The sequence below is a fragment of the Candidatus Poribacteria bacterium genome, assembly GCA_021162805.1.
Taxonomy (GTDB): Bacteria; Poribacteria; WGA-4E; order B28-G17; family B28-G17; genus JAGGXZ01.
In genome coordinates this window covers 41,860-64,222 of the sequence record JAGGXZ010000036.1, presented here as the reverse complement: position 1 = coordinate 64,222, position 22,363 = coordinate 41,860, and the positions used below count along the sequence as shown (strand labels likewise).

Genomic DNA, 22,363 nt, shown 5'->3' with positions numbered 1-22,363 from the left:
TGCCTTTAACCATGTGGAACGGGAATTGCATGTCTCATGAACGCCATGTCTCAGTGGTTGAAATTCACGAGGGCAGGGGCGAGGAAGATGAAAGGGAAGTTTTTCTTAACGGTATCGATCATATGGCTGCTCATCACCGTTACTTGGGCATGGGGCGAGGTTGAGCTTAAACTAATTGACCCTACCACTTCTCAATCGTCCATACAGGTAAGCAAGGGTCAGAGCTTCGATATCTCACTCGTAATCGATACCCATGGCGCTTCGGTCAACGGGTATCAGATATTCCTGACATTCGACAGCTCGATCTTTGAGGTTCAGGATAAAGGCCCTGGAACGCCTGGAATACAACCCTTTGAGTCATCCGGTTTTCTAGGATCGCAGCCGGTTATCAATCGCCTCGTGGACAATCATATGGATTATTCAGAGATCTCTCTCTCCCCCAAATCGGGATCGGGTGAGATAGCAAGGTTTACCCTTAAGGCTTTAGCCTCTTCAGGATCGGCCCAGATCACGTTCGATTTCGATTCATCATCGCACAGGGAAACGGGCGTAAGTGTGGTCGATAATGGTGTGATCGCTCCTCAGGTGACCAACCTCTCGATAACAATAGGTGGGGGAGGTAATGGTGGAGGTTCGACGCCGGAGCAGTTGGTTAAGATCTCAGGTGATAATCAGAGTGGGACGGTCGGCAAAGCTCTGCAAAATCCATTCGTCGTTCAGGTTCTCGACGCAGAGGGGAACCCCGTCTCAGATGTCCAGGTCAGGTTTGACGTGCTTTCAGGCGGAGGTAACATCGGCGGATCATCATATAAGGTCGTCTCGACCGATTCATCGGGCAAGGCTCAGGTCATCCTGACACTCGGCCCTACATCTGGCAGCCTGAATAATTCCGTCCGGGCGAGCCTTCCGGATTACCCCGATGTCCCGCCTGTAACCTTCTATGCCTCAGCACAATCGGCCCCCTCTCAGCTCACCTTATCCATCGTCGATCCGAATACCGGCGAGCCGACGGCACGGGTGAGGGTTGGCGAGCCGTTCTCGCTCCAGATACGGGTGGATACGGCCGGAGAGGGCGTGAGCGAGGTGAAACTCTATCTGACCTATGATCCGAGGTATCTAACGGTGCAGGATCAATTTCCAACCCTGCCGGACGTTCAGCCTTTTCAGAAGGGGGCTTTTCTGGGCGGATTTGTCAACACCAACGTGCTCCAGGATGATAATCACCTTGTGTATATTGAGAGACGGGCAGGCGGAACGCGCTCCGGCAACGGAGTGATAGCTACGATGAGCTTTACAGCGCTCAAACCTACCTCTGAAACGCATGTCTCTTTCGAGATGGATTCCTCCTCAGGTAGGGTGACGACGGTGAAAAATCCCTCCGGTTCCCTCACCCTTACTACGTTCGACGCAACGGTGATCGTCTCAGCAAAAGCGGAAAAGCTGGTGATCGTATCGGGTAACGGACAGAAGGTGCCGGTAGGTGAGAGCTTCCCGAAACCGTTGGTGGTGGCGGCGAGGGATTTATCTGGAAACCCCGCCGCTAATGTATCGATCAGGTTTGAGGTTAAATCAGGCCAAGCTAGTTTCGATGGCGGTAATAGCTGGACAGATGTCATAACGGACGCCAGCGGAAGAGCGAGCGTCACTCCGACCATGGGAACTCAGGCCGGGAAGGTAGTTATAGAGGCTAAACTCACGAATGGTTCGGTCACTCCGGTTAACTTTACGGCGACGGCGATCCCGGGACAGGCGCAAAGCATGGAGATGGTTTCAGGAGATGGCCAGATAGGACGAGCCGGGGAGCCCCTGCCCGAGCCCTTTGTGGTTGCCGTTAAGGACTCATACGGTAACCCTGTCCCCGGCTTTCCTATCCATTTCACCGTCACAACCGGCGATGGAAGGTTTTCAAACGGCACCTCCGTGACGGTCAACACCGATTCCAGTGGGCAGGCAAAGATCACCTTGATACTCGGTAGCACGGTCGGTGTGGACAACAACATCGTGACGGCGGAGGGATCAGGCCTAGCAGGATCGCCGATAACATTCACGGCCTCGGCTTCGGCCGGCTCAGCCCGTTCTATATCTATAAAGAGCGGCAACGGACAGGTGGGAACGGTAGATCAACCTCTTTCGGAACCATTTGTGGTAGTCGCATATGACAGATATGGTAACCCGACCCCTAATGCCGCTGTGAAGTTTCAGGTCATATCAGGTGGCGGATCGATAGACGGCAAGAGCTCTGTCTCTATCATGACCGATGAATCGGGTGAGGCATCTGTGACCTTAACCTTGGGCAAGAAAGCGGGGGAGAACAACAACAGGGTTCGCGCATCGCTGATCAACGGCGATTCAGTTACCTTCACCGCCTCGGCGCATCCAGCTCAACCCTCTAAGATCGAGATCGTCTCCGGAGATAATCAAAAAGGCAAGGTTGGAACGACTCTGCCACAGCCGCTTGTGGTTCAATTGCTCGATGAGTTCGACAATCCGATCCCAAATGCGGAGATACGGTTCACCGCTCTTTCAGGCGGTCACTTCCCTGATGGGGAGATAGTTAACGTGAAGGAAACTGACGACACTGGAAAGGCCGGAACCGTCTTCACGCTTGGAAATCAAACTGGTAAAGGGATAGAAATCGTCGAGGCATCCGCCAACGCCGACTCAAGCATAAGCGTGACCTTCAAGGCCACGGTCACCTCCGATTCACCGATGAAGATTGAGATCGTGTCTGGTGACGGGCAAAGTGGGACCGTCACAGCCAGACTGCCGCTGCCGCTGGTAGTGAAGGTCTCAGATCAATATGGTAATCCCGTGCCCAACGTCACGGTGATATTCTCGACCGTTCAGGGAACGGGCAGACCGGAGACATCAGAAGCTATCACAAATGGGGAGGGCAAAGCCTCCACATATTATCAGCTCGGGACTAAGGCGGGTAAAGACGTTGAGAGAATCAGAGCTAGGATTCAAAGCAGGAATGATGTCAGCGTGGAATTCACCGCCTCCGCCACGCCCGGAGACCCTGAGAAGCTGAAGATACTTTCAGGGGATGAGCAGACCGGATTCATCAACACGCCGTTGCCTCAACCCCTGGTCGTTCTCGTCACCGATCGATACGGAAACCCTGTGAAGGATGTTCCCGTTACCTTCAAGGTGATATCAGGAGGGGGAAGCTTGAGCGATGTCGGCGGAACAATCTCATCGTCCGATTCGGTGGATATCTCGACAGATGAAAACGGTCAGGCCAAGGCGATCCTGACGCTTGGACCCGGAACAGGTGAAGGTAAAAATATGGTCGAGGCAACGATCACGGGGACAAATCAGAAGGTCGTATTCGCTGAATCTGCAAGATCCACCGGTGGCGCCAAATTGGTCAAGATCTCAGGGGATGGACAAACGGGAAAGGTGGGATCTCAGCTGCCTCAGCCGCTCGTGGTGTCCACCAGAGACCTCTACGGCAACATAGCCCCTGGGACACCGGTCACTTTCGAGGTGATCACAGGAGGCGGCTGGTTAAACGGGACAAACAAAAGAATCGAGGTGAAAGCGGACGATCAGGGCAAAGCCTCGGTTACCTTCAAATTAGGGCTCGTCACAGGATCGAACAATAACGTCGTGAAGGCCTGGATTAGCGGCATTCCGGATAGCGCCGTGACGTTCACCGCCTCAGCGATCCCAGGTGATGTCGAGGCAATAGCGATCGTCTCAGGCGATAATCAGAGCGGATTGCCCGACAGAGTTCTCCCAAAACCATTGGTGGCGATGTTGGTGGACGGCTACGGCAACCCTGTTCCGGATGAGGCCATATTCTTCAAGGTCACATCAGGAGACGCTGGACTGCTCACCAATCCCCTGATCGAAGGCGAGGGAACCGACAGGTTGAAATTGCCTACAGATTCGAACGGCAGAGCAGCCGCCTATCTGAAATTGGGGAAGAACGCGTCACATGAGATATCGGTCACAGCTACGGCCCTATCTCTCCAAGATCAATCCGTTACCTTCAAAGCGCATATCCTGCCCGACGCACCCTCAAAATTGGAGATCGTCTCCGGGGATGGGCAGATAGGAGAGGCGGGGTATGCTCTCAGTTCGCCTTTGGTCGTAAGGGTTCTGGATAGATATGGAAACCCGATAGCGGGTCTGCCTGTGACCTTTACCGTCTCATCCGGAGGAGGTAAGCTCATACCGGATGATCTATCGCCTCCGGTGGAAAAGCTGACAGTGGAGACAGATGAAAACGGTGAGGCTTCGGCCAGATTGATACTTGGTGATGAGGCAGGGGTTTTGAATGAGGTGACGGTGACGGGACAGGATGTAGATGGGAACGTCTCATTCAAGGCGACCTCCACATCTTCACAGCCGAGCCTGATTAAGCTCGAAAGCGGGCCGGAATCAGGAGTTGTGGGCAAGATATCCTCCACGCCGTTGAAGGTAATCGTTAAGGATGAACACGGAAATCCCACGCCGGGCGCGACGGTGAGGTTCTCCATCTTCCAGGGCAACGGCGCACTGACGAAGATGCCGGGGGGAGGACTTACAAGCTCGGTCGTGGTCAGATCAAATAGCTCCGGCGAGGCGAAGGCATATCTGAAGCTCGGAACCAAAGCCGGCAAAGATATAAACGTCATCTTGGTCTCACCTGTCGACTTCAGTGCCCCGCCGGTCTACTTCAAGATCTCTGGCCAACCAGGCGATCCGAAGAGAATCGAGATGTTGGACGGTAACGGCCAGAGCGGAGTGGTCGGCGAGGAGTTGGATATCCCCCTATCGGTGAGAATATATGATCAGTTCTCAAACCCCGTTCCTGAAGCCCAGGTTACATTTGAAGTGACGGAGGGAAACGGAGGGGTAAAGGAGGTAGGCTCGAGCGATTCACCACGTAAGAGCTTAACCGTTAAGACAGATGATAGAGGTATCGCTTCCGTTGTCTTCATCCTCGGCCCCGAGGCAGGGGAAGGCAAACATAAGGTTATCGCTAAATTAACGGATAACCCTGGCGAATCGGTTGAGTTCACCGCCAACGGGCTGCCTGCCGGAGAGGCAAAGCTTATCAAGATCTCAGGTGATATGCAGATCGGAACAGTCGGTCAGCCTCTAGCCAGGCCGATCACGGTTAGATTGACGGACAAGATGGGAAACCCGATCCCGCAAGCCGAGATCAATTTCAAGGTCGAGAAAGGTAACGCGTCGTTTGAAAACGGCCGAAAGGGATTCACTGCTATAACTGATCCGTCAGGATATACCTCAGCCTCGTTGAAACTTGGAACCACATCGGGCGAGGACAACTATGTGGTCTCAGCTACAGCTATCGGTTATGACGCATCCCCGGTCAACTTCCGTTTCAGCGCTGAGGCGGATAAACCCAAATATATCTATAAGCTGAAAGGTGATGAACAGAAAGGGGTCTCAGGATCGATCCTTATCGAGCCCCTTACCGTGCTTCTTCTCGATGCCTATAACAACCCTGTTCCAGATAGAATCGTGACCTTCTCCATCGAAAAAGGAAACGGTGAGTTGCTGCTCGAACTGAGTTCCGGCGATATGGTCGGGGTGAAGTTAGCCGATGTGTTGACGGATAGCGATGGAAAGGCGGCGGTCAATCTGAAGCTCGGTGAGATCGAAAACGGGATGACTGATCTCGTTGTGACCGCCTCGTCACCGGATATTCCAGGTGTGAGGGTGAAGTTCAATGAATATATCAACGCTCCCCCCGTCTTCGATCCTATCCAGCCGATCTCACTGAAAGAAGGTGAGCTCATCCAGGTGGAGATCAAAGCTTCCGACCCAGACGGAGATCCTGTTCACTATTCGGCATCAGAGCTCCCCGACGGAGCCGATTTCTCCGCCGGGGCCAACCCGACTAAACCGGCGCTTTTCAGATGGAGACCTTCATATGCTCAGGCGGGTCACTACACTGTGATCCTTACGGCATCCGACTCTATGGGAAATAAATCCCGAACGAAACTTGATCTCACCGTGCAGGACGTGAATCGACCACCTCAGATAGGCAAGATACAAGACATTCAGATAAAAGAGGGCGAGGAGCTCAAGGTGGATCTGAAAGCATCCGATCCGGACGGAGATCCGCTGAAGATATCAATCCAGCCACAGCTCGAAGGAATGCAGATCGATCGACAGAAAAATGAGATCACTTGGACGCCAGGGCCTCACGATTCAGGCACTTACGATCTAACGGTTACCGTCACCGATTCCAAAGGTGGCTCGGCGGAGACGAACTTCAAGGTGGTTGTGGCCGATGTCAATCATCCGCCGAAGATCAAGGCGATCCCGGATCAATCCGTGAAGGAAGGCCAGACTCTCAGCCTCGCTGTTGAAGCCTCCGATCCCGATGGCGATCCAATCTCATATAAGGCTGAAAACCTGCCGAAAGGGGCGGAATTTCAGGGTAACACGATGATCTGGACGCCTGATTACGATCAGGCGGGGGAATATAAGGTGAAATTCATAGCATCCGACGGCAAGGAGAAGGATGAGGCCGAGGTGAGGATCGTAGTCGAAAACGTAGATCGCCCTCCGGTCATCCAGATGAGCCAGCCCGATGGAGCGACTTTGCTTATCTCGGAGGGCGAGCGGATACAGCTTCAGATAGGCGCAACCGAACCTGACGGCGAGGATGTATCGCTTTCAGCAGTGGGATTGCCTCAGGGGGCGACTTTCACCGACGGGATTTTCGACTGGACGCCTTCTTATAACCAGTCCGGAGAGTATACTGTCACATTTGTAGCCACCGACTCTGAGGGAAATTCCTCTCAGAGAAAAATCAATATCTCCGTGGCTGATGTTAACTGCCCCCCTCAGTTCGGCGATATGCCGGAGAAGATGGAGGTGAAGGTAGGAGAGGAAATCAACCTGACGGTGGATGTGAGCGATCCGGATGGAGATGAGGTAAGGGTAAAGGTACATCCGCTTCCCAAAGGAGCTTCATTCGGCAAGGATCATATCTTCAAATGGACTCCAACTGAGGATCAGGTTGGCCTCTACACGATCACCTTTACGGCAATCGATTCGAAAGAGGCCAAAGCCCATGCCTTCTTGAATCTAACCGTCAAGGAAACCGTTGTGAATGCAGATCTGAACGGAGATGGAGAGGTGAACGTATTCGATGTGGTGGTATTGGCGAAGCATTTCGGCGAGAAAGGGGAAAACCTGGATTACGATCTGAACGGAGATGGTGAAATAAACGTATTGGATCTGGTAATTCTGGCCAAACAGATCGGGACGGAAGGAGAACATCAGCCGATGGGAGCGCCAAAGGATATGACAAGGACTAAAAGGTGGGAACTCTATCAGAATTCCCCCAATCCGTTTAACCCCGAGACATGGATACCGTTTCATCTCGCCGAAGATTGCCGGGCGGAAATCAGAATATATGACGTTACAGGCAAGTTGATCAGAAGGCTAAACTTAGGTCCTCTCACCTCCGGTAGACATCAGATACGATGGGATGGCAGGAATGAACTGGGTGAGAGGGTGGCCAGCGGGATCTACTTCTATCAGTTGGTCACGCCGCAATACAGCGCTATCAGACGCATGATAATACAACGCTGAAAGCGCTTTAGATTTTATTCCCCCCTTTTATCCTCAGAGCAATGCTTGACATCGGTTTGGACATCGGATAAATTATATGGCGGACCTCGAAATCGATTAAACGGAGGTGATCGGAATGAGATACCCGATCGTGGCCGCCTCGATCCTGATACTGGCGGCTTCGTTTGCCTGGGGGGCGAAACTCTATCCGGATGATTTCAATGGGGCCAGCATTAACCCCCATTGGCAGTGGGCCAAGGAGCCCAAGACGTGGGACGTCAATAAAACCAAGGCGGGTTGGCTTACCTGGATCGGCGAGTTCAATTCCAACCTCTGGTGCTCAGACCAGACTACGAGGCTCTATCAGACGGTCGAGGAGAAGGAGGATTTCGACGTGGAAACCAGACTTTACTGTGAGTGGGGCAACAATGATTCGGATATAGCTGGACTGGTGGTCAAATTCCCGTCGGAAGACAATTGGATAATGCTGAAGTTGTGGATGCATGGGAACAAAACGGCTCAGCTCCAGTTTCAGAAGAAATGCACCGAAAACGGAGATGGGCTTACCGGCAAGGTGGCGGGATACGCCCCTTCTGGCGGAAAGGCCGACCTCTTTTTGAGGCTCAAAAGGGAAGGGGATAAAGTCACCGGATATTTCAAGGAAAAGGAGGGCGATGACTGGACGAAGATAGGCACCACCACCTGTTTCGATTCGCTTCCGATGGAGATAGGACTGTTTGGAGGCGTTGATAGGGGTAACGGCAAATTGCTGATCCAGTTCGATTACTTCAGGGACAATACCAGTCCCTTCAAAACCCCTGTCGATCCGCGGGGGAAATTGGCCAGCATATGGGCCAGGATAAAGGGGTAAGTCGTTCAAGGAGGTTTGAGATGGCAAGGATACCGATAGCTCTACAGCTTTACTCCGTCAGGGAGGAGTGTGCCAAAGATCTAGTCGGCACGATCAAAGCCGTCGCCGAGATGGGATATGAGGGAGTTGAGTTTGCCGGCTACTATGGCAGGGATGCAAAGGAGCTGAGGAAGATCCTGGACGATTTCGGCTTGAAGGTGGCCGGAACACACATAGGGATCAACACCCTGCTTGGCGATGAGCTCCAGAAGACCGTGGAGTTCAACTCTATCCTGGGCAATAAGTTCCTCATCGTCCCGGGCCTTCCCGAGGAGTACAGGAATTCTAAGGCGGCCTGGCTCAGAACGGCGGAGATAATGAATGAGATATCCGAGAAGGTAAAACCCCATGGGATGCGGGTCGGATATCACAACCATGCCGTGGAGTTTCAGCCGATAGAGGGGGAGATACCCTGGGATATATTCTTCGGTGCGGCCAATAAGGATGTGGTCATGCAGCTCGATATAGGCAACGCCATGCACGGCGGAGCAGATCCTATTCAGTTCCTCAGGAAATACGCCGATCGAGCCGCCACCATCCATCTCAAGGAGTATCCCTTCACCGCCCCTGCGATCGGGGAAGGCGATGTCAAATGGGATAAGATCTTCCAGATCTGCGAGAGCACGGGTAAAACGGAGTGGTATATCGTCGAGTATGAGACGCCCGGTCAACCGCCGCTCGAAAGCGTCAGACGCTGTCTGGAGAACCTGAAAAAGATGGGCAAATAACGCCGTTTCGGGGATCAGACGGTCGGCTTCGGCCGTCTGATCCCCTCATGCTCAAGCAGTTTCATCTTAAGCTTCACCCCACCAGGGGCTGAGAATCCCTTCAACGATCCGTCTGAACCGATCACCCTGTGGCACGGCACGAAAAGGGGTAAAGGGTTTCTCGCCAGCGCCATCCCCACAGCCCTGAACGCCCTGGGAGAGCCCGCCATCCGGGCCACCCAGGCGTATGACCTCGTCTCGCCATAGGGGATCAGCCTCGTCGTTTCCCATACCCTTTGCATAAAAGGCGTTCCAAAGCTCATATCAAGCGGGAAGTTGAAATCGATTCTCTCCCCGCGAAAATAGCGACACACGGAATCCACCACATCATCGAATCCACTTTGAACTCTCTCATCCCCCCGGTGGATGAACCTTATCAGGTTCGACTCGGCCTCCTCGGGGGAGAAAACCGGCAACAGAAAGGCGTATAATCCTCTGCAGGTTCCAACCACGCCGCACCATCCCCAATCCGTCTCAAACGTCCGATAGAACCTCTTCATCTCATCCTCCCGATCGACCGTCCGCGGGTTGACTCCAGCACTGTACGCTCAATAGAAGGTATTCTATACCTCAGCCCCGCCATGCTTGCTACGGCGGGGACGGACCTGGACTATACCCACCGTTTCCTTTTCATCATGCGATGCCTGATCGGTCCAGGAGCTTATTTCTTTCTTGAGATCACCGAACTCGCGATTTAACCCTGCGAACTCCTCCTGAAATCTTACCAAGGTTTCAACATTTGGTTAGACAAAGCCGAATTTGCTGATCAGGGCGTCCACCTCACCTATCAATGATTGAGCGTTACCTCTCAGGAGATCACGATGTTTGATGAGTTTCTGACGGTAATCGTCTATTCTAGTGGCGAACTGGACATTGCCGCTGATTTCCTTCAGATCGCGTGAGAGCTCATCGCGGGTTAACCTCTCCAAATTACGCCTTATCTCTCCTAAATCTCTCATCAAGTCCTCAGATTTGATCTTCACGAAGGTATTAATCGAACTGAGACAATTATCCAATCGTCTATCGGCGGAATCTAGGGATTCCTCATCTCCTTTTTCGATATAAGCTTCAGCCTCCTGAAGCATGACCTGTAGATCGTTTAAGCCGTTTTCGTTCGGAAATAAGTTACATAAACTCGTTAGACCTTCACGGATACCGTAAAGCTTAAGCCTTAGGGTTTCAACATCTAACTTCTGCACCTTCTCGAGGATCATCCCGCTATCCCTTTTGATATACCCCCTTAAATCTAAAAGTTCGATCGCCTCGTCCACTTCACCCTTGGTATACCCCTTCCTACCCTCGATCCTGTAGATCTGATTAACCGTACTAGAATAGATCATCTCTCTAGGGGATATTCCGCTGAGCGTTATTTATTATAAACCTTTTCGAGGCGAAAGTAAAGGGGGATAAGTAGTAGGGGCGAGGCATTCTCCTCGAATGTCTCACCCCTACTACTACCAGGTGCCGGCGGGCTATATTTTCAGTAAGTATCGCTCATTACCATTCTGCCTGTCGTTCAGGTAGGGGGTCCATCGTCCAGGCCATCCGATCGCATAGCCGTTTTAGCATATCTATCTTCACCGGCTGATAGTCCGGATCATCCCAACGGTTATGCGTTTCGTTTGGGTCTTTCCCCAGGTCATAAAGCTCACCCTCATTCGAGCCGTGCACGACCACCAGCTTATAACGCCGCGTACGCACCATCGTGGCGTAGGCCGGCGGGTCCTCACGACTGATCATAGCGTTGTAGTATTCGCAGTATACATCCTCCCTGTGATGGCTTAGATCCGATTTTCCGGTCACCAGGGGCCATAACGATTTCGCCTGCATGCCAGGGGGTATTTCCAACCCTACTGCCTCCAATAACGTCGGCGCTAGGTCCATCAGCTCCACCAGCGCTTCGCTGCGGCGTCCCTCATCGATGACGCCTGGCCATGAGACGATCAGCGGCACGCGAACGGCGGGCTCATAGAAATACGGCCCCTTGAGGTAGATACCGTGATCGCCCAGCATCTCCCCGTGATCGGACGTAAAGATGACGATGGTGTTCTCCAACTGCCCCGTACGTTCCAGGGCCTCCAGCATGCGTCCGACCTGGACATCGATCAGATCTACCATCGCCCAATATGCGGCGCGGATCAGCTTATGGTCTTCCTCGGTCATCTCCTCGTAGGGTCGGGGCCAGCCCTGGGAGTAGGCCCGCCAATGCTCACGATGTTGAAAACGGGGTTTGTTCTCCGTCTCGCCCGGAACGTAGTTCGGCAGCGGTACCTCCTTGAGCCGCTCCAGATATCGCTCCAGATATTCCATCGGCGGATCGAAGGCGTTGTGAGGGTCGAAGAAGTTAATGGAAAACAGCCATGGTCGTTTCACCGAGGCATGTGCTTCGATGAAGTTGATCGCCTTCTGGGCACACCATGTCGTCTGATGATGTTCGGCCGGCATCCCGACGCGAACATACCTCGACCCTTGAAACGGCGGGGTCTCGTAACGCACGCCCCTCTCGCGAATCCAATGGATATATTCGTTGGTCGGCCAGTCGGGAGGAGGATGATGTGACCAGTGGAACTCGGCATAGCCGTCGTTAATGCGGCGTTCCATCGCCGGACAGGCTCGAGGATTACATGGAGAGAGATGTAGTTTGCCCGATAGGCCACAGTTGTAGCCTGCCTCGGCTAAAAGGCGCGTGATGAGCACCTCGTCTTCCGGGATGGCCTGACCGTTCTGGCGGGCCCGTGTCGTGCGCGGATAACGTCCCGTCAGGAAACTGGCCCGGCTCGGCGTACACACGGGGCTTTGGCTGAAACAGAACTCAAAAAGGACACCTCTCTTCGCCAGACGGTCCAGGTTCGGCGTATGCACGAACGGGTTGCCGTAACACCCTAGCGTATCGAACCGTTGTTGATCACTGCAAATCCACAATATGTTCGGTTTCACACTATCACCTCTCTAAGGAACAAAGGTGCCATAGGCTGCCTCAATGCTCATGATACGACAATTGATCGGGGATGTCAACAGAGCTTCTCAGGGATTTAGCGGGACTTCCAATTGACATATTTCCAAAGCCGTTTTATACTATGTGTATGCCCCGTGTTACCTCGTTGATCTTCGATAAGGAGGTTTTTCGATGAAGGCCGCCGTTCTTCACGGCATAAGGGACCTGAGGATAGAGGAGCTTCCCGATCCGAAGATAGAGAGGGAGGACGACGTCCTGGTCAGGATTAAAGCAGTCGGGGTATGCGGCTCGGATGTGCATTTCTACACCCACGGCAGGATAGGCGATTTCGTCGTCGAAAGGCCGCTGATCCTGGGACATGAGAGCGCGGGCGTGGTAGAGGAGGTCGGTAAAGGCGTTAAAAACCTCAAACCCGGCGATAAAGTCGCGCTTGAGCCCGGCATTCCTTGTAGAAAGTGTGAGTTCTGCAAATCCGGAAGATACAACCTCTGTCCCGACGTTCGCTTTTTCGCCGCCCCGCCGGTCGATGGGGTTTTCGCGGAGTATGTCGTCCATCCAGCCGATTTCTGCTATAAGTTGCCCGATAACGTCTCATTGGAGGAGGGAGCGATGCTCGAACCCCTATCGGTGGGGCTCCACGGGGCGATCCTGGGAGGCGTGAGGCCGGGCGATGAGATCGCCATTCTGGGCTCGGGACCTATAGGCCTGATGGCGCTTCAGTCCGCGAGGGCGATGGGCGCCGGAAAGGTGATCTGCGTGGACCTTTATCCTTTCAGGCTGGATTTGGCTCGAAGGCTCGGCGCTTGTGAGACGATAAACGCGGGGGAAAAGGACACGGTTGAGGCGATCATGGAGCTTACGAACGGCCGCGGCGTGGATGTGGTCTTCGAGACGGCGGGCGCCGGGATCACCTCACAACAGGCGGTCGAGATTGCCAGAAGAGGTGGAACGATCGTGCATATCGGTCTCGGATCACAGGAGGCCGTGCCGACAAATATCGTCAAGATCATCTTCAAAGAGCTGAAGCTCCAGGGCGTTCATAGATACGCTAACATCTATCCCCGTGCCCTTGAGCTGATCTCATCGGGCGATGTGGACGTTAGATCGATGATCACATCCAGATATCCACTTGATAGGGTGGAGGAGGCGTTAAGGGAACCGATCGAAAGACCGGATTCGACCGTGAAGGTCATGGTGGAGATCTAATTGAACGAATGGATGGATTTGTGGGGTGGATCTCGCCCCATCTTTCACATTGGGGCTATTGTTTCATCTTTTTGATGACGTTCCTCGAGACATCCATCTTCGTCGGGCTGGTCGTTCCGGGCGAAACGACGGTGATATTGGCAGGTTTCTTCGCCGCAAGCGGTATACTGAGGTTGCCGGATGTCATCTGGTGGGGCAGCCTGGGGGCTTTCATGGGGGATGTCACGGGCTATCTCATCGGCAGATACGGTGGGATAAAGCTTGCGCTCAGGTTCGGTAAGTTCATCTTCCTGCGCGAAAGGGAGATCGAGAAGGTAAAATGGTACTTTCAACGACACGGCGGCAAAACCATCTTCTTCGGCCGGTTCACATCGTTCCTGAGGGCCTTTGCCCCTTTCGTGGCCGGGATGATAAAGATGAAGGTCGCCAAATTTCTGTTTTATGACATGTTGGGCGCTGTTTGCTGGGCCGGATTCTTCGCATCCGCCGGTTTCTTCTTCGAGGAAGGATGGGAAAGGGTTGAAAGATGGGTCGGTCGGACTGGATTTATAGCTCTGGGGTTGGCGGTGATTATTATACTCATACACCGCAAACTTCTCAAAAAGAGGTCACCGTGAAGGAAAGAATACAACCTTGCAAGATATGCGATCTGGTGGGGATCGGGATCGTCATCCTGGACCTCGACCTCAGGATAACATCTTTCAACAGGACTTTCCCCGAGATGATAGGACGCACCGAGGTTCAACAGGGCGAACGGATCGAGAACCTGATATCCATATTCAAAAAGATCGAGGGGGATAAGTGGCTCGAGGAGGCTATAGAGAGGGTTAAAGGAGGCGAAGGACAGATCGATGATGAGGTCTTCTTCAAACCGGCGGGGAAGGAGACGACTCCCAGACAGGCGAAGATCAAGCTGGTGAAACCCGATCCGGATAACATCATCCTCCTGCTGGAGGACATCACCGAGGCCGTTCGGGCGGAGAGAAGGGCCATACAGGCCGAGAAGATGGCCACCATCGGAAGGCTCGCGGCCAATCTGGCCCACGAGCTCAACAGTCCGCTGGACGGGGCGATGAGATATGTGAGGTTCCTGCTTGAGGACATGTATGAGGACGATCCCAGGCGAAAATATGTCTCGCGGATCAAGGACGCCCTGGAGAGAATGGACAGAACGATTAAGGGCCTCCTTTACTTCGCCAGGGGGAAAACTCAAACGCTTAAACCGGCAGATCTCAACGAGATGGTTCGCCAGACCATATCCTTTTTCGAGGACCAAATCCGAAGGAGAGGGATAGAGGTCGTCGAGGAGCTGGACGAGGAAATGCCCAGGATACTCCACCAGGACATAGAACACGTGCTGGTGAACCTGATCAAAAACGCCATTCAGGCCATGCCTGAGGGAGGGGTATTGACCGTAAGGACGAGGTTCGACAAAGATGATCGCTCCATCATCTTTCAGGTGATCGACACGGGCGTCGGTATACCTCCGGAGATATTGCAGAACATATTCCTGCCCTTCTTCACCACCAAGGAGGTCGGGGAGGGAACGGGGTTAGGACTTTCAATCTGCAGGGGAATCGTGGAGAGGTATGGAGGAAGCATCCGAATAGATAGCGAGGTGGGACAGGGAACGACCGTCACGGTTCGAATTCCCCTTCAGACATAAATGACAACAAATGACTACTTTTCACGGGGTGGGCGAAAATGGCAGATGCAAGGATACTCGTGGCGGATGATGAGGAGATCGAAAGGGAAACGCTGGGTGAGATGTTGCGCAGGGAAGGGTACGAGGTGGAGGAGGCCTCCAACGGATTGGAGGCTCTGGAGAAGATCGAGGGTTCCAGATTCCACGTGGTTGTCGCCGATATCAAGATGCCCAAATTGGATGGAATGTCGCTCTTAAGGGAGATCATCCGCCGACAGCTTGACACGAAGGTTATCCTGATAACCGGCTATGCGGATCTACAGGATGCGGTCGAGGCCATGGATATGGGCGCCTTCTACTATCTGTCCAAGCCGGTCGAGGATGAACAGCTTAAACATCTCATCAGACGCGCTGTGGAGCATATCGAGCTTACGAAGGAGAACATAGCTCTTCGACAGAGGCTGGCGACACGGGACAGGTTCTACAGGTTGGTCGGGCAGAACGAGAAGATGCAGGAGATATACAAGCTGATAGAGGCGGTTGCGCCAAGCAGCGCGACGGTTCTCATCCTGGGCGAGAGCGGCACCGGCAAGGAGCTCGTGGCACATGCCATCCACGAGAGTTCCCCGCGCAGCAGCGGCCCCTTCGTCAAAGTCAACTGCGGCGCATTGCCCGAAAACCTGCTCGAAAGCGAGCTATTCGGCCACGTCAAAGGCGCCTTCACAACAGCGCTCAGGGATAGGATCGGCAAGTTCGAGTACGCCGATGGAGGGACGATATTTCTCGATGAGATCGATGCCCTGCCGCCGCACCTGCAGGTCAAGCTGCTGAGGGTCATTCAGGAACAGGAGTTCGAAAGGGTGGGGGATAATAAGACGATCAAGGTAGACGTTAGGATCATCGCCGCCTCAAACCGCGATCTCGAGGAGGCCGTTGAGGATGGGACGTTCAGAGCTGACCTGTTCTACAGGCTCAACGTCATCCAGATCAAACTGCCGCCGCTCCGCGAGCGAAAGGACGATATCCCTCTGCTCGTGGATCACTTCCTCAAAAAATACAGCGAGCTGAACAACAAGGAGATCAAGGGCATCACGGAAGAGGCTATGCGGATGTTAGAGGAGTACGACTGGCCTGGAAACGTGAGGGAGCTGGAGAACGTGATCGAAAGGGCCGTGGTGTTGGAGACGGGGGAGTATATCACCCCTGATTCACTCAGACTTCCCTCCGATAGAGGCACGGAGCCCCTATCCGCCGTTGCCGCCTCAAAGGGGGTCATGAAGCTGAAGGAGGCCGTGGAGATGGCTGAGAAGGAGGCGATCCTTAAGGCCCTCCAGGCGGCCAACTGGCGCAGGATGAAGGCCGCCGAGCTCCTAGGTATCAACCGGATAACCCTCTATAACAAGATGCGACAGTACGGGATAACAGAGGAAAAGGGGTGATGTTCAAGAGGTTTGAGAGCTTCAAAACCCGATCCGCCGTCATATGCCGAAACGGGATGGTGGCGACGAGCCAACCGGTGGCGGCGCTTGTGGGGTTAAAGGTGTTGATGGACGGCGACATGTAGCCTCAGGGCCATCTACAGGTGGTATGCAACCTGGTCGACTTCGATATGAACGTCCAGGACGCCATAGACGCGCCGAGGTTCAGATACATGGGAGGCGGGTCGATCGCATTGGAGGAGGGCATAACCGAGGAGGTCGCCCGTGAGCTTGAAAGGCGCGGACATAAACTTCTTCCCCCCAACACCTTCTTCGGCGGAGGCCAAGCGATCTTCATAGATCCCGAGACGGGATCGCTGCACGGCGGTTCCGATCATAGGAGAGATGGCTGTGCCGTGGGATATTGAAGTTGACTCAAGTCGGAGTGGGATGTATACTATTGCTGTTCAATCCGGCTTTCAAGGAGGGATTTGAGATGCTCGATGTCGTCAAGGTGGGATTTATAGGCGCTGGGGGAAACGCCAGCGGTCACATGAACAGGGTGAGCCAGATCGAAGGCACGCAGATAGTCGCCATATGCGACCTGAACGAGTCCCGTGCCGCTGAGGCCGCCGGGAGATACGGCGCCAAAGCCTATACCGACTACCGCAGGATGATAGATGAGGTCGAGATGGACGCCGTATATGTCAGCGTGCCTCCGTTCGCACATTATGACGCCGAGATCAGAGCCGCCGAGAAGAAGATCCACCTCTTCGTCGAAAAGCCCGTCGCTTTGACCTTGGAGAAGGGGATACAGATATGGGAGGCGATCGAGAGGAACGGTGTGATAAGCTGTGTGGGATATCAGCTCAGATACGGCCCCTATGTCGAGGCCATCAGGGAGTTCCTCCAGGATAAGAACATCGCCATGGCGGTCGCCGAAAGATGGGGGAGCATGATAATCCCTAAAAGGTGGTGGCATATGATGGAACGCTCGGGCGGCCAGTTGGTCGAGCAGACCACCCATCAGGTGGATCTGCTGAGATATTGGGTCGGGGATGTCAGGGAGGTCTATGCCAGATACGCCCTTCAGGTTCACAAACACACGCCTGAGGTGACGATACCCGACCTTCAGATCTTAACCCTCCAATTCGCCAACGGCGCTTTAGGTTACATCGCCTCAAGCTGCACCAACATCCCCGGCAGAGGCGGCTATGATATCTACATTGAGGGCATGAGGATCGAGGTAAGGGGCAGGGAGCCGCGGGTTTATCCCGAGGATGCCGGGGTGACCTTTACCCCCAGAGAGGAGCCGTCCATAGACGAGGCCTTCATAGACGCCGTCAGGAGGGGCGATCCATCGGGCATTAAATCCCCCTACATAGACGCCCTCAAGACCCTGGACGTCACTTTGGCAGCGAACAGATCGGCGAAAGAGAACAGACCGGTACCGACTTACTTCTCCTGGTGAAGATGAGGATCTGGGAGACGCTGGCCCTCGCCGTCGCCCTGGGGATGGATGCCTTCTCGGTGGCCTTGGGGATAGGATCATCGGGAACCAGCTTGCGCGGCTCAATAAGGCTGAGCTTTCACTTCGGACTCTTCCAGTTCACGATGCCTATAATCGGATGGCTGGTGGGCAAAAACCTGGTCGGCGTGATACAGAGATACGATCACTGGGTCGTCTTCCTGCTGCTCGGGGGAATCGGCGCCAAGATGATCTACGAGGCGTTTAAAACTGAAGACGAGGAAAAACCGACACGCGATAGGACGAAGGGCTGGACGTTGATACTCCTTTCGATAGCCACCAGCGTGGACGCGCTGGGCGCGGGGGTGGGGATGGGGATACTCGGGACAAACCTGCTTGTCCCGTGTGCCATCATCGGTCTGGTGGCGGCGACGATGAGCATGGCGGGCGTGAGAATAGGACATCATCTCTCCTCCCTCTTTGGCAGGAGAATGGAGGTGCTGGGAGGAATGGTGCTGATCGGTTTGGGGTTCAAGATGCTTTTCACGGTGTGAAAGATCTTTGAGGGAAAGGAGGTCAGAGCTCAATCTGCTGCTATGAGCTCCGCAGTTTAAAGGCCTTTAAGGAGATCAATATCCTCTCGTGCCTCCGACAGAGCTCCTTCTCCGATCTGAGCTGCGCCCTTATCATCTCCTCCTGCCAGTGTGCGTTGAACAGTTTGCAATCCGGATCGTCGCAGAACGGCTCGCCGAAGAAGTGATAGAAAACGGCCTGCATCGCATATCCCTTCAACACCTCCGTCAGCCTCTCATCGCCGTGATCTATGAACCTATCGGCGAACTTCCCCTTCAGCTCCAGATAAAGCGGATAATCCACCTGACCCCCTGAGAGGGATTGAAGGGCGTGTTTAAGCCTGTAAAACTCCCTCGGCTTGGCGGGCGCCTCCACCACACCCGTCGTGGAGATCAGACAGGGAACGGAAAGGATTATCACCCTGGCGTGATACCTTCCATCCTCCGTGGACCACGTCCCGAGAAGCTGATTGGTGAATATCAGGTGGAAGTTGTCGAATTCCCTCTCATCGGAGGGAATCAATCCGTATAGAATTTTAGCGAGATCGTAACCGTCATAGAGTATCCCGAAAGGTTTTCGGGAGGGGTGCAGGATACCCCTCCTCTCGAACTGCATCTCGCCGTAGAGCGGCTCGAAACCGATCTGGTCGTTCGGCCTCATCAGGTTTCTGATTCTGCACGAGGCGATCCCTCGGGCGAGCTGATCGATCTTCCCTTCCCTCTCCGACCGATCCAGCCTCTCGAGGTGGTATTCGAAGAAATTTCCCCTGCGTTCGATCTCAAATCCCGGGAGTTTCCCGCGGAGATACAGAGCTATCTCGGATAAGTTCAAATTCGTGGTGGCCGGATCGTCATAGAGGAGGATTCTCCTCACCCTTTCATCTCCCTGAGTTTTTCAAGGCAGATCTCGGCCGCCCGTTTGCCCGACACCAGCATCGCCCCGAAGGTTGGCCCCATCCTCGGCAGCCCATAAAGCGCCACCACTGACATACCGGTCACGATCAACCCGGGATGCGCCTCGCCTGTGTGTTCCACCAGCAGATCCTCGGACTGTTCCACCCACATGGCTCCTGTGCCGGCCTTCTTGATCAGCCCGCGCTCCTCCAGCTTTGAGACCACCTCCGCGTCGTGACCCGTGGCGTCCACGACAAGCTTCGACTCTATCGCCACGGGATCGACGCATGTGATCTCACGGGGCAAAGCGGAGATAGGGGTCCAGTTGATGACGACTCCGGCGACCCTTCCGTTTTCCCTCAGAACCACATCATCCACCTTGGTCATGTTGGCGAACTTCACCCCGGCGTCACAGGCTGCCGCTATGAGCTTGGAACAGGCATGTGGGCCATCGGCTACATAGAGGCCGGGGGAGAACCTCTCGTACGGCACACCCAGCTCATCCAATATCTCGTTAGCGGGCTCTCTGACGGTAACCTTGTTCATCAGGTATCCGCCGATCCAGAAACCTCCGCCGAGGTAGTTGTTCCTCTCGACGATCAAGACCTTAACCCCCGCGGCGGCCAGTTCCTTACCCGTCATCAGGCCGCTGGGGCCTGCCCCGACGATTATCACGTCGCTTTCGGCATATTCGTGGAACTGTCTCATGAAGGAATCCACTATGGCCCTGGTAACCTCTTTCTCTCCAACGGGCTTGAAGATCTGCATCCTACACACCTCCTATCGGATTTCAGCCGATTTTAAGCGAATAGTCATTTATAGTCCCGAGCCACTTGCTAAAAAGCTAATCTGCTATTTTAATCCTTGCGAACTTTCTACCTACCTTCAAAATCGAACCGTCCCTGATCGGCACATCGTCCGGGGAGCTGATTCTCTTGCCATCCAACCGCATCGCCCCCTGAAGTATCAAGTTTCTGGCCTCTCGGTTGCTTTTAGCTATACCGGCCATAACGAGCAGCTTGACGGACCAGATCTTACCTTCCTTGAGCTCAGAGGAGGATATCTTGAGTTCAGGCATCTCGCTGGGCATTTCCTTTTGGGCGAAAACCCTCTCGAACTCCTCCTCCGCCTTCCGGGCAGCCTCGGCTGAATGATACATCGTTACGATCTCCCTCGCCAGCCTCTTCTTGGCCTCTTTGGGATGTATCGTTCCCTCCTTCAGTCCCTCCTCTATCCGACGGATCTCCTGCATCGGCACGTCAGTCGTCAACACGAAGTAATCGATCATCAGCTCATCCGGTATGGACATGATCTTGCCGTACATCTCAAACGGCGGCTCCTCTATGCCGACATAGTTCCCAAGCGATTTGCTCATCTTCTCCCTGCCGTCCAGGCCGACGAGAAGGGGCATCAGGAGCACGACCTGCGGTTCCTGGCCGAAAGCCCTCTGTAGATCCCTTCCCATCAGGTTGTTGAACTTCTGATCGGTTCCCCCCATCTCCACGTCCGCCTCCAGCACAACCGAATCGTAGGCCTGGCACAGTGGGTAGAGTATCTCGTGTAGCCCTATCGGCAGCTCGTTCTCAAATCTGCTTTGAAAATCGTCCCTTTCTAGAACTCTGGCGACCGTGGTTTTAGCGGCCAACCTGATCACGTCGGCGAAGTTCATCTTTCCCAACCATTGGCTGTTGAAGACCACCTTGGTCTTTTCGGGATCGAGGATCTTACAATACTGCTCCTCGTATGTCCTGGCGTTCCTCTTGACCTCTTCCTCGGAGAGCTGGGGTCTGGTCTTGGATCGACCGCTGGGGTCGCCTATCATGGCGGTGAAATCGCCGATGACGATGATCGCCTCATGGCCCAGATCCTGGAATTGTCTCAACTTCCTCAACACGACCGCCGAACCGAGGTGGATATCGGGCGCTGTGGGATCGAGCCCCAACTTCACCCTGAGCGGACGTCCCTCCTTCTGCGCCCTTTCAAGTTTCATCCGGAGTTCTTCCTCCGATATTATCTCCACCGCACCACGTTTTATGATTTCGATCTGTTGGTCAACGCTTACCTTCATCGTTTTCCCTCAGACAGTTTTCTTCTACCATGTATTCCGGAACGACGTCAAAGAGATCGATTTTAGCGCAAAAGCGCAGATCCTCCTCAAATCCTATCCTCGCCAAGTATCGCCCATGTTCCGATCTGAGGAACATCCCGACGATATCGCTGAACTCCTCGGCCAAACCTCTGGCAGCGAGGGCTGAATCGGATATCTCCACGCCTCGTGAGAGTCCCTCGAGCTTAAAGACGCAAAACCCGGCGAACACGGCATCCTCAAGGCCGAATCTGCCCTCCTTGCCGGAGCAGAGCATGACGATCTCATCGCCGAGCCTGATCGCCCTTTGACACAACGCCGAGAGGTTGAGGAACGAACCGGCAAATATCCTGGAAGCCCCCTTTGAAGCACACAGTTTCAAGGTTCTGGTTCCGTTGGTTGTGGTGAGCGCCACGATCTTCCCCCGTATTCTTTCGGGTTTGTATTCGAGCGGCGAATTTCCCAGATCGAACCCCTCGACCGCTTTCCCCTCCCTCTCGCCGCATGCCAGAATCCCCCTCGGATCGGATCTCTTGGCCTTGAGGGCTTCTTCGGGCGAAAGGAAAGGGATAACACACCGCGCGCCGTTGGCTACCGCCGTGACGATGGTGCTGGTGGCCCTAAGCACATCCACCACAACTGCCACCTTGCCCCTTAACTTGATCGCTTCCACCTCAGATGGACAAAAGATCACATCCAGTTTCATCCTTGGCCTCATGCCTTAAAATGTGGACTTTTATCTCCTCTTTCGCTCAACTTGATTATAACCTAACATCGGGAGATATATCAAGAGCTAAGAGACATCGGGGTGTATGAGAAATTTGTATCGACTTGTCCGTTAATCTATGGTATAAATATGCTGCTAAGTGATCTCACTCAAGGGAAAAGGAGGTCTT

Annotated in this window: 17 protein-coding genes; 10 read left to right on the top strand and 7 right to left on the bottom strand. The window is 54.0% G+C overall.

Annotated elements, in window-relative coordinates; genetic code table 11:
• Positions 1 to 87 precede the first annotated feature (87 nt).
• The 3 genes from J7M22_02720 to J7M22_02710 all read left to right on the top strand — a co-directional run bounded on the left by J7M22_02720 (position 88) and on the right by J7M22_02710 (position 9,183).
• The gene (locus J7M22_02720; GenBank protein ID MCD6505518.1) at positions 88 to 7,566 is read left to right on the top strand and encodes a tandem-95 repeat protein; all 7,479 of its coding nucleotides are present in this window, start codon (positions 88 to 90) and stop codon (positions 7,564 to 7,566) included.
• A 115-nt stretch (positions 7,567 to 7,681) separates the two neighbouring features.
• Complete coding sequence (locus J7M22_02715; GenBank protein ID MCD6505517.1) at positions 7,682 to 8,416, top strand: hypothetical protein; 735 nt, start codon at positions 7,682 to 7,684, stop codon at positions 8,414 to 8,416.
• Positions 8,417 to 8,436: 20 nt separating this feature from the next.
• Complete coding sequence (locus J7M22_02710; protein MCD6505516.1) at positions 8,437 to 9,183, top strand: sugar phosphate isomerase/epimerase; 747 nt, start codon at positions 8,437 to 8,439, stop codon at positions 9,181 to 9,183.
• A gap of 14 nt (positions 9,184 to 9,197) precedes the next feature.
• On the opposite strand, the gene J7M22_02705 is transcribed toward J7M22_02710, so the two are convergent.
• The 3 genes from J7M22_02705 to J7M22_02695 form a co-directional block, all read right to left on the bottom strand.
• Positions 9,198 to 9,722 carry a methylated-DNA--[protein]-cysteine S-methyltransferase gene (locus tag J7M22_02705; protein ID MCD6505515.1) on the bottom strand — a complete coding sequence of 175 codons (525 nt, stop codon included), beginning with the start codon at positions 9,720 to 9,722 and terminating at the stop codon, positions 9,198 to 9,200.
• A 243-nt stretch (positions 9,723 to 9,965) separates the two neighbouring features.
• On the bottom strand, positions 9,966 to 10,562 hold the full coding sequence (locus J7M22_02700) for a hypothetical protein (protein ID MCD6505514.1): 597 nt from the start codon (positions 10,560 to 10,562) through the stop codon (positions 9,966 to 9,968).
• Between the two features lie 157 nt (positions 10,563 to 10,719).
• Positions 10,720 to 12,159 (bottom strand): sulfatase-like hydrolase/transferase, encoded by a 1,440-nt coding sequence (locus J7M22_02695; GenBank protein ID MCD6505513.1) that lies wholly within the window; start codon positions 12,157 to 12,159, stop codon positions 10,720 to 10,722.
• A gap of 190 nt (positions 12,160 to 12,349) precedes the next feature.
• Here J7M22_02695 and J7M22_02690 point away from each other — a divergent pair, with 190 nt between their 5' ends.
• From J7M22_02690 to J7M22_02660, 7 genes are all read left to right on the top strand, one after another.
• A complete protein-coding gene (locus tag J7M22_02690; GenBank protein MCD6505512.1) occupies positions 12,350 to 13,384 on the top strand; it encodes an NAD(P)-dependent alcohol dehydrogenase in 1,035 nt (344 codons plus the stop codon).
• A gap of 8 nt (positions 13,385 to 13,392) precedes the next feature.
• Positions 13,393 to 14,001: a DedA family protein gene (locus J7M22_02685; GenBank protein ID MCD6505511.1), complete on the top strand. Its 609-nt coding sequence runs from the start codon at positions 13,393 to 13,395 to the stop codon at positions 13,999 to 14,001.
• Positions 13,998 to 15,050, top strand: a complete 1,053-nt coding sequence (locus J7M22_02680) for a GHKL domain-containing protein (GenBank protein MCD6505510.1) — start codon at positions 13,998 to 14,000, stop codon at positions 15,048 to 15,050. Before J7M22_02685 ends, J7M22_02680 begins: the two co-directional genes overlap by 4 nt.
• A 38-nt stretch (positions 15,051 to 15,088) precedes the next feature.
• Entirely contained in the window at positions 15,089 to 16,468 is a 1,380-nt protein-coding gene (locus J7M22_02675; protein MCD6505509.1) for a sigma-54-dependent Fis family transcriptional regulator, read from the top strand.
• A gap of 143 nt (positions 16,469 to 16,611) precedes the next feature.
• A complete protein-coding gene (locus tag J7M22_02670) occupies positions 16,612 to 16,875 on the top strand; it encodes a gamma-glutamyltransferase (protein ID MCD6505508.1) in 264 nt (87 codons plus the stop codon).
• A gap of 2 nt (positions 16,876 to 16,877) precedes the next feature.
• Positions 16,878 to 17,918, top strand: coding sequence for a Gfo/Idh/MocA family oxidoreductase (locus J7M22_02665; protein MCD6505507.1), 1,041 nt, complete (start codon positions 16,878 to 16,880; stop codon positions 17,916 to 17,918).
• A 2-nt stretch (positions 17,919 to 17,920) separates the two neighbouring features.
• Complete coding sequence (locus tag J7M22_02660) at positions 17,921 to 18,469, top strand: manganese efflux pump (protein ID MCD6505506.1); 549 nt, start codon at positions 17,921 to 17,923, stop codon at positions 18,467 to 18,469.
• A 40-nt stretch (positions 18,470 to 18,509) separates the two neighbouring features.
• Here the strand turns inward: J7M22_02660 and J7M22_02655 are convergent, their stop codons facing one another.
• From J7M22_02655 to J7M22_02640, 4 genes are all read right to left on the bottom strand, one after another.
• Positions 18,510 to 19,361, bottom strand: coding sequence for a hypothetical protein (locus J7M22_02655; protein MCD6505505.1), 852 nt, complete (start codon positions 19,359 to 19,361; stop codon positions 18,510 to 18,512).
• Positions 19,358 to 20,149: a thiazole biosynthesis protein gene (locus tag J7M22_02650; GenBank protein ID MCD6505504.1), complete on the bottom strand. Its 792-nt coding sequence runs from the start codon at positions 20,147 to 20,149 to the stop codon at positions 19,358 to 19,360. Before J7M22_02650 ends, J7M22_02655 begins: the two co-directional genes overlap by 4 nt.
• Positions 20,150 to 20,225: 76 nt before the next feature.
• Positions 20,226 to 21,449, bottom strand: a complete 1,224-nt coding sequence (locus J7M22_02645) for a tyrosine--tRNA ligase (GenBank protein MCD6505503.1) — start codon at positions 21,447 to 21,449, stop codon at positions 20,226 to 20,228.
• Positions 21,433 to 22,173 carry a 2-phosphosulfolactate phosphatase gene (locus J7M22_02640; protein MCD6505502.1) on the bottom strand — a complete coding sequence of 247 codons (741 nt, stop codon included), beginning with the start codon at positions 22,171 to 22,173 and terminating at the stop codon, positions 21,433 to 21,435. The genes J7M22_02645 and J7M22_02640 overlap by 17 nt, the downstream gene beginning before the upstream one ends.
• Positions 22,174 to 22,363: the final 190 nt, after the last annotated feature.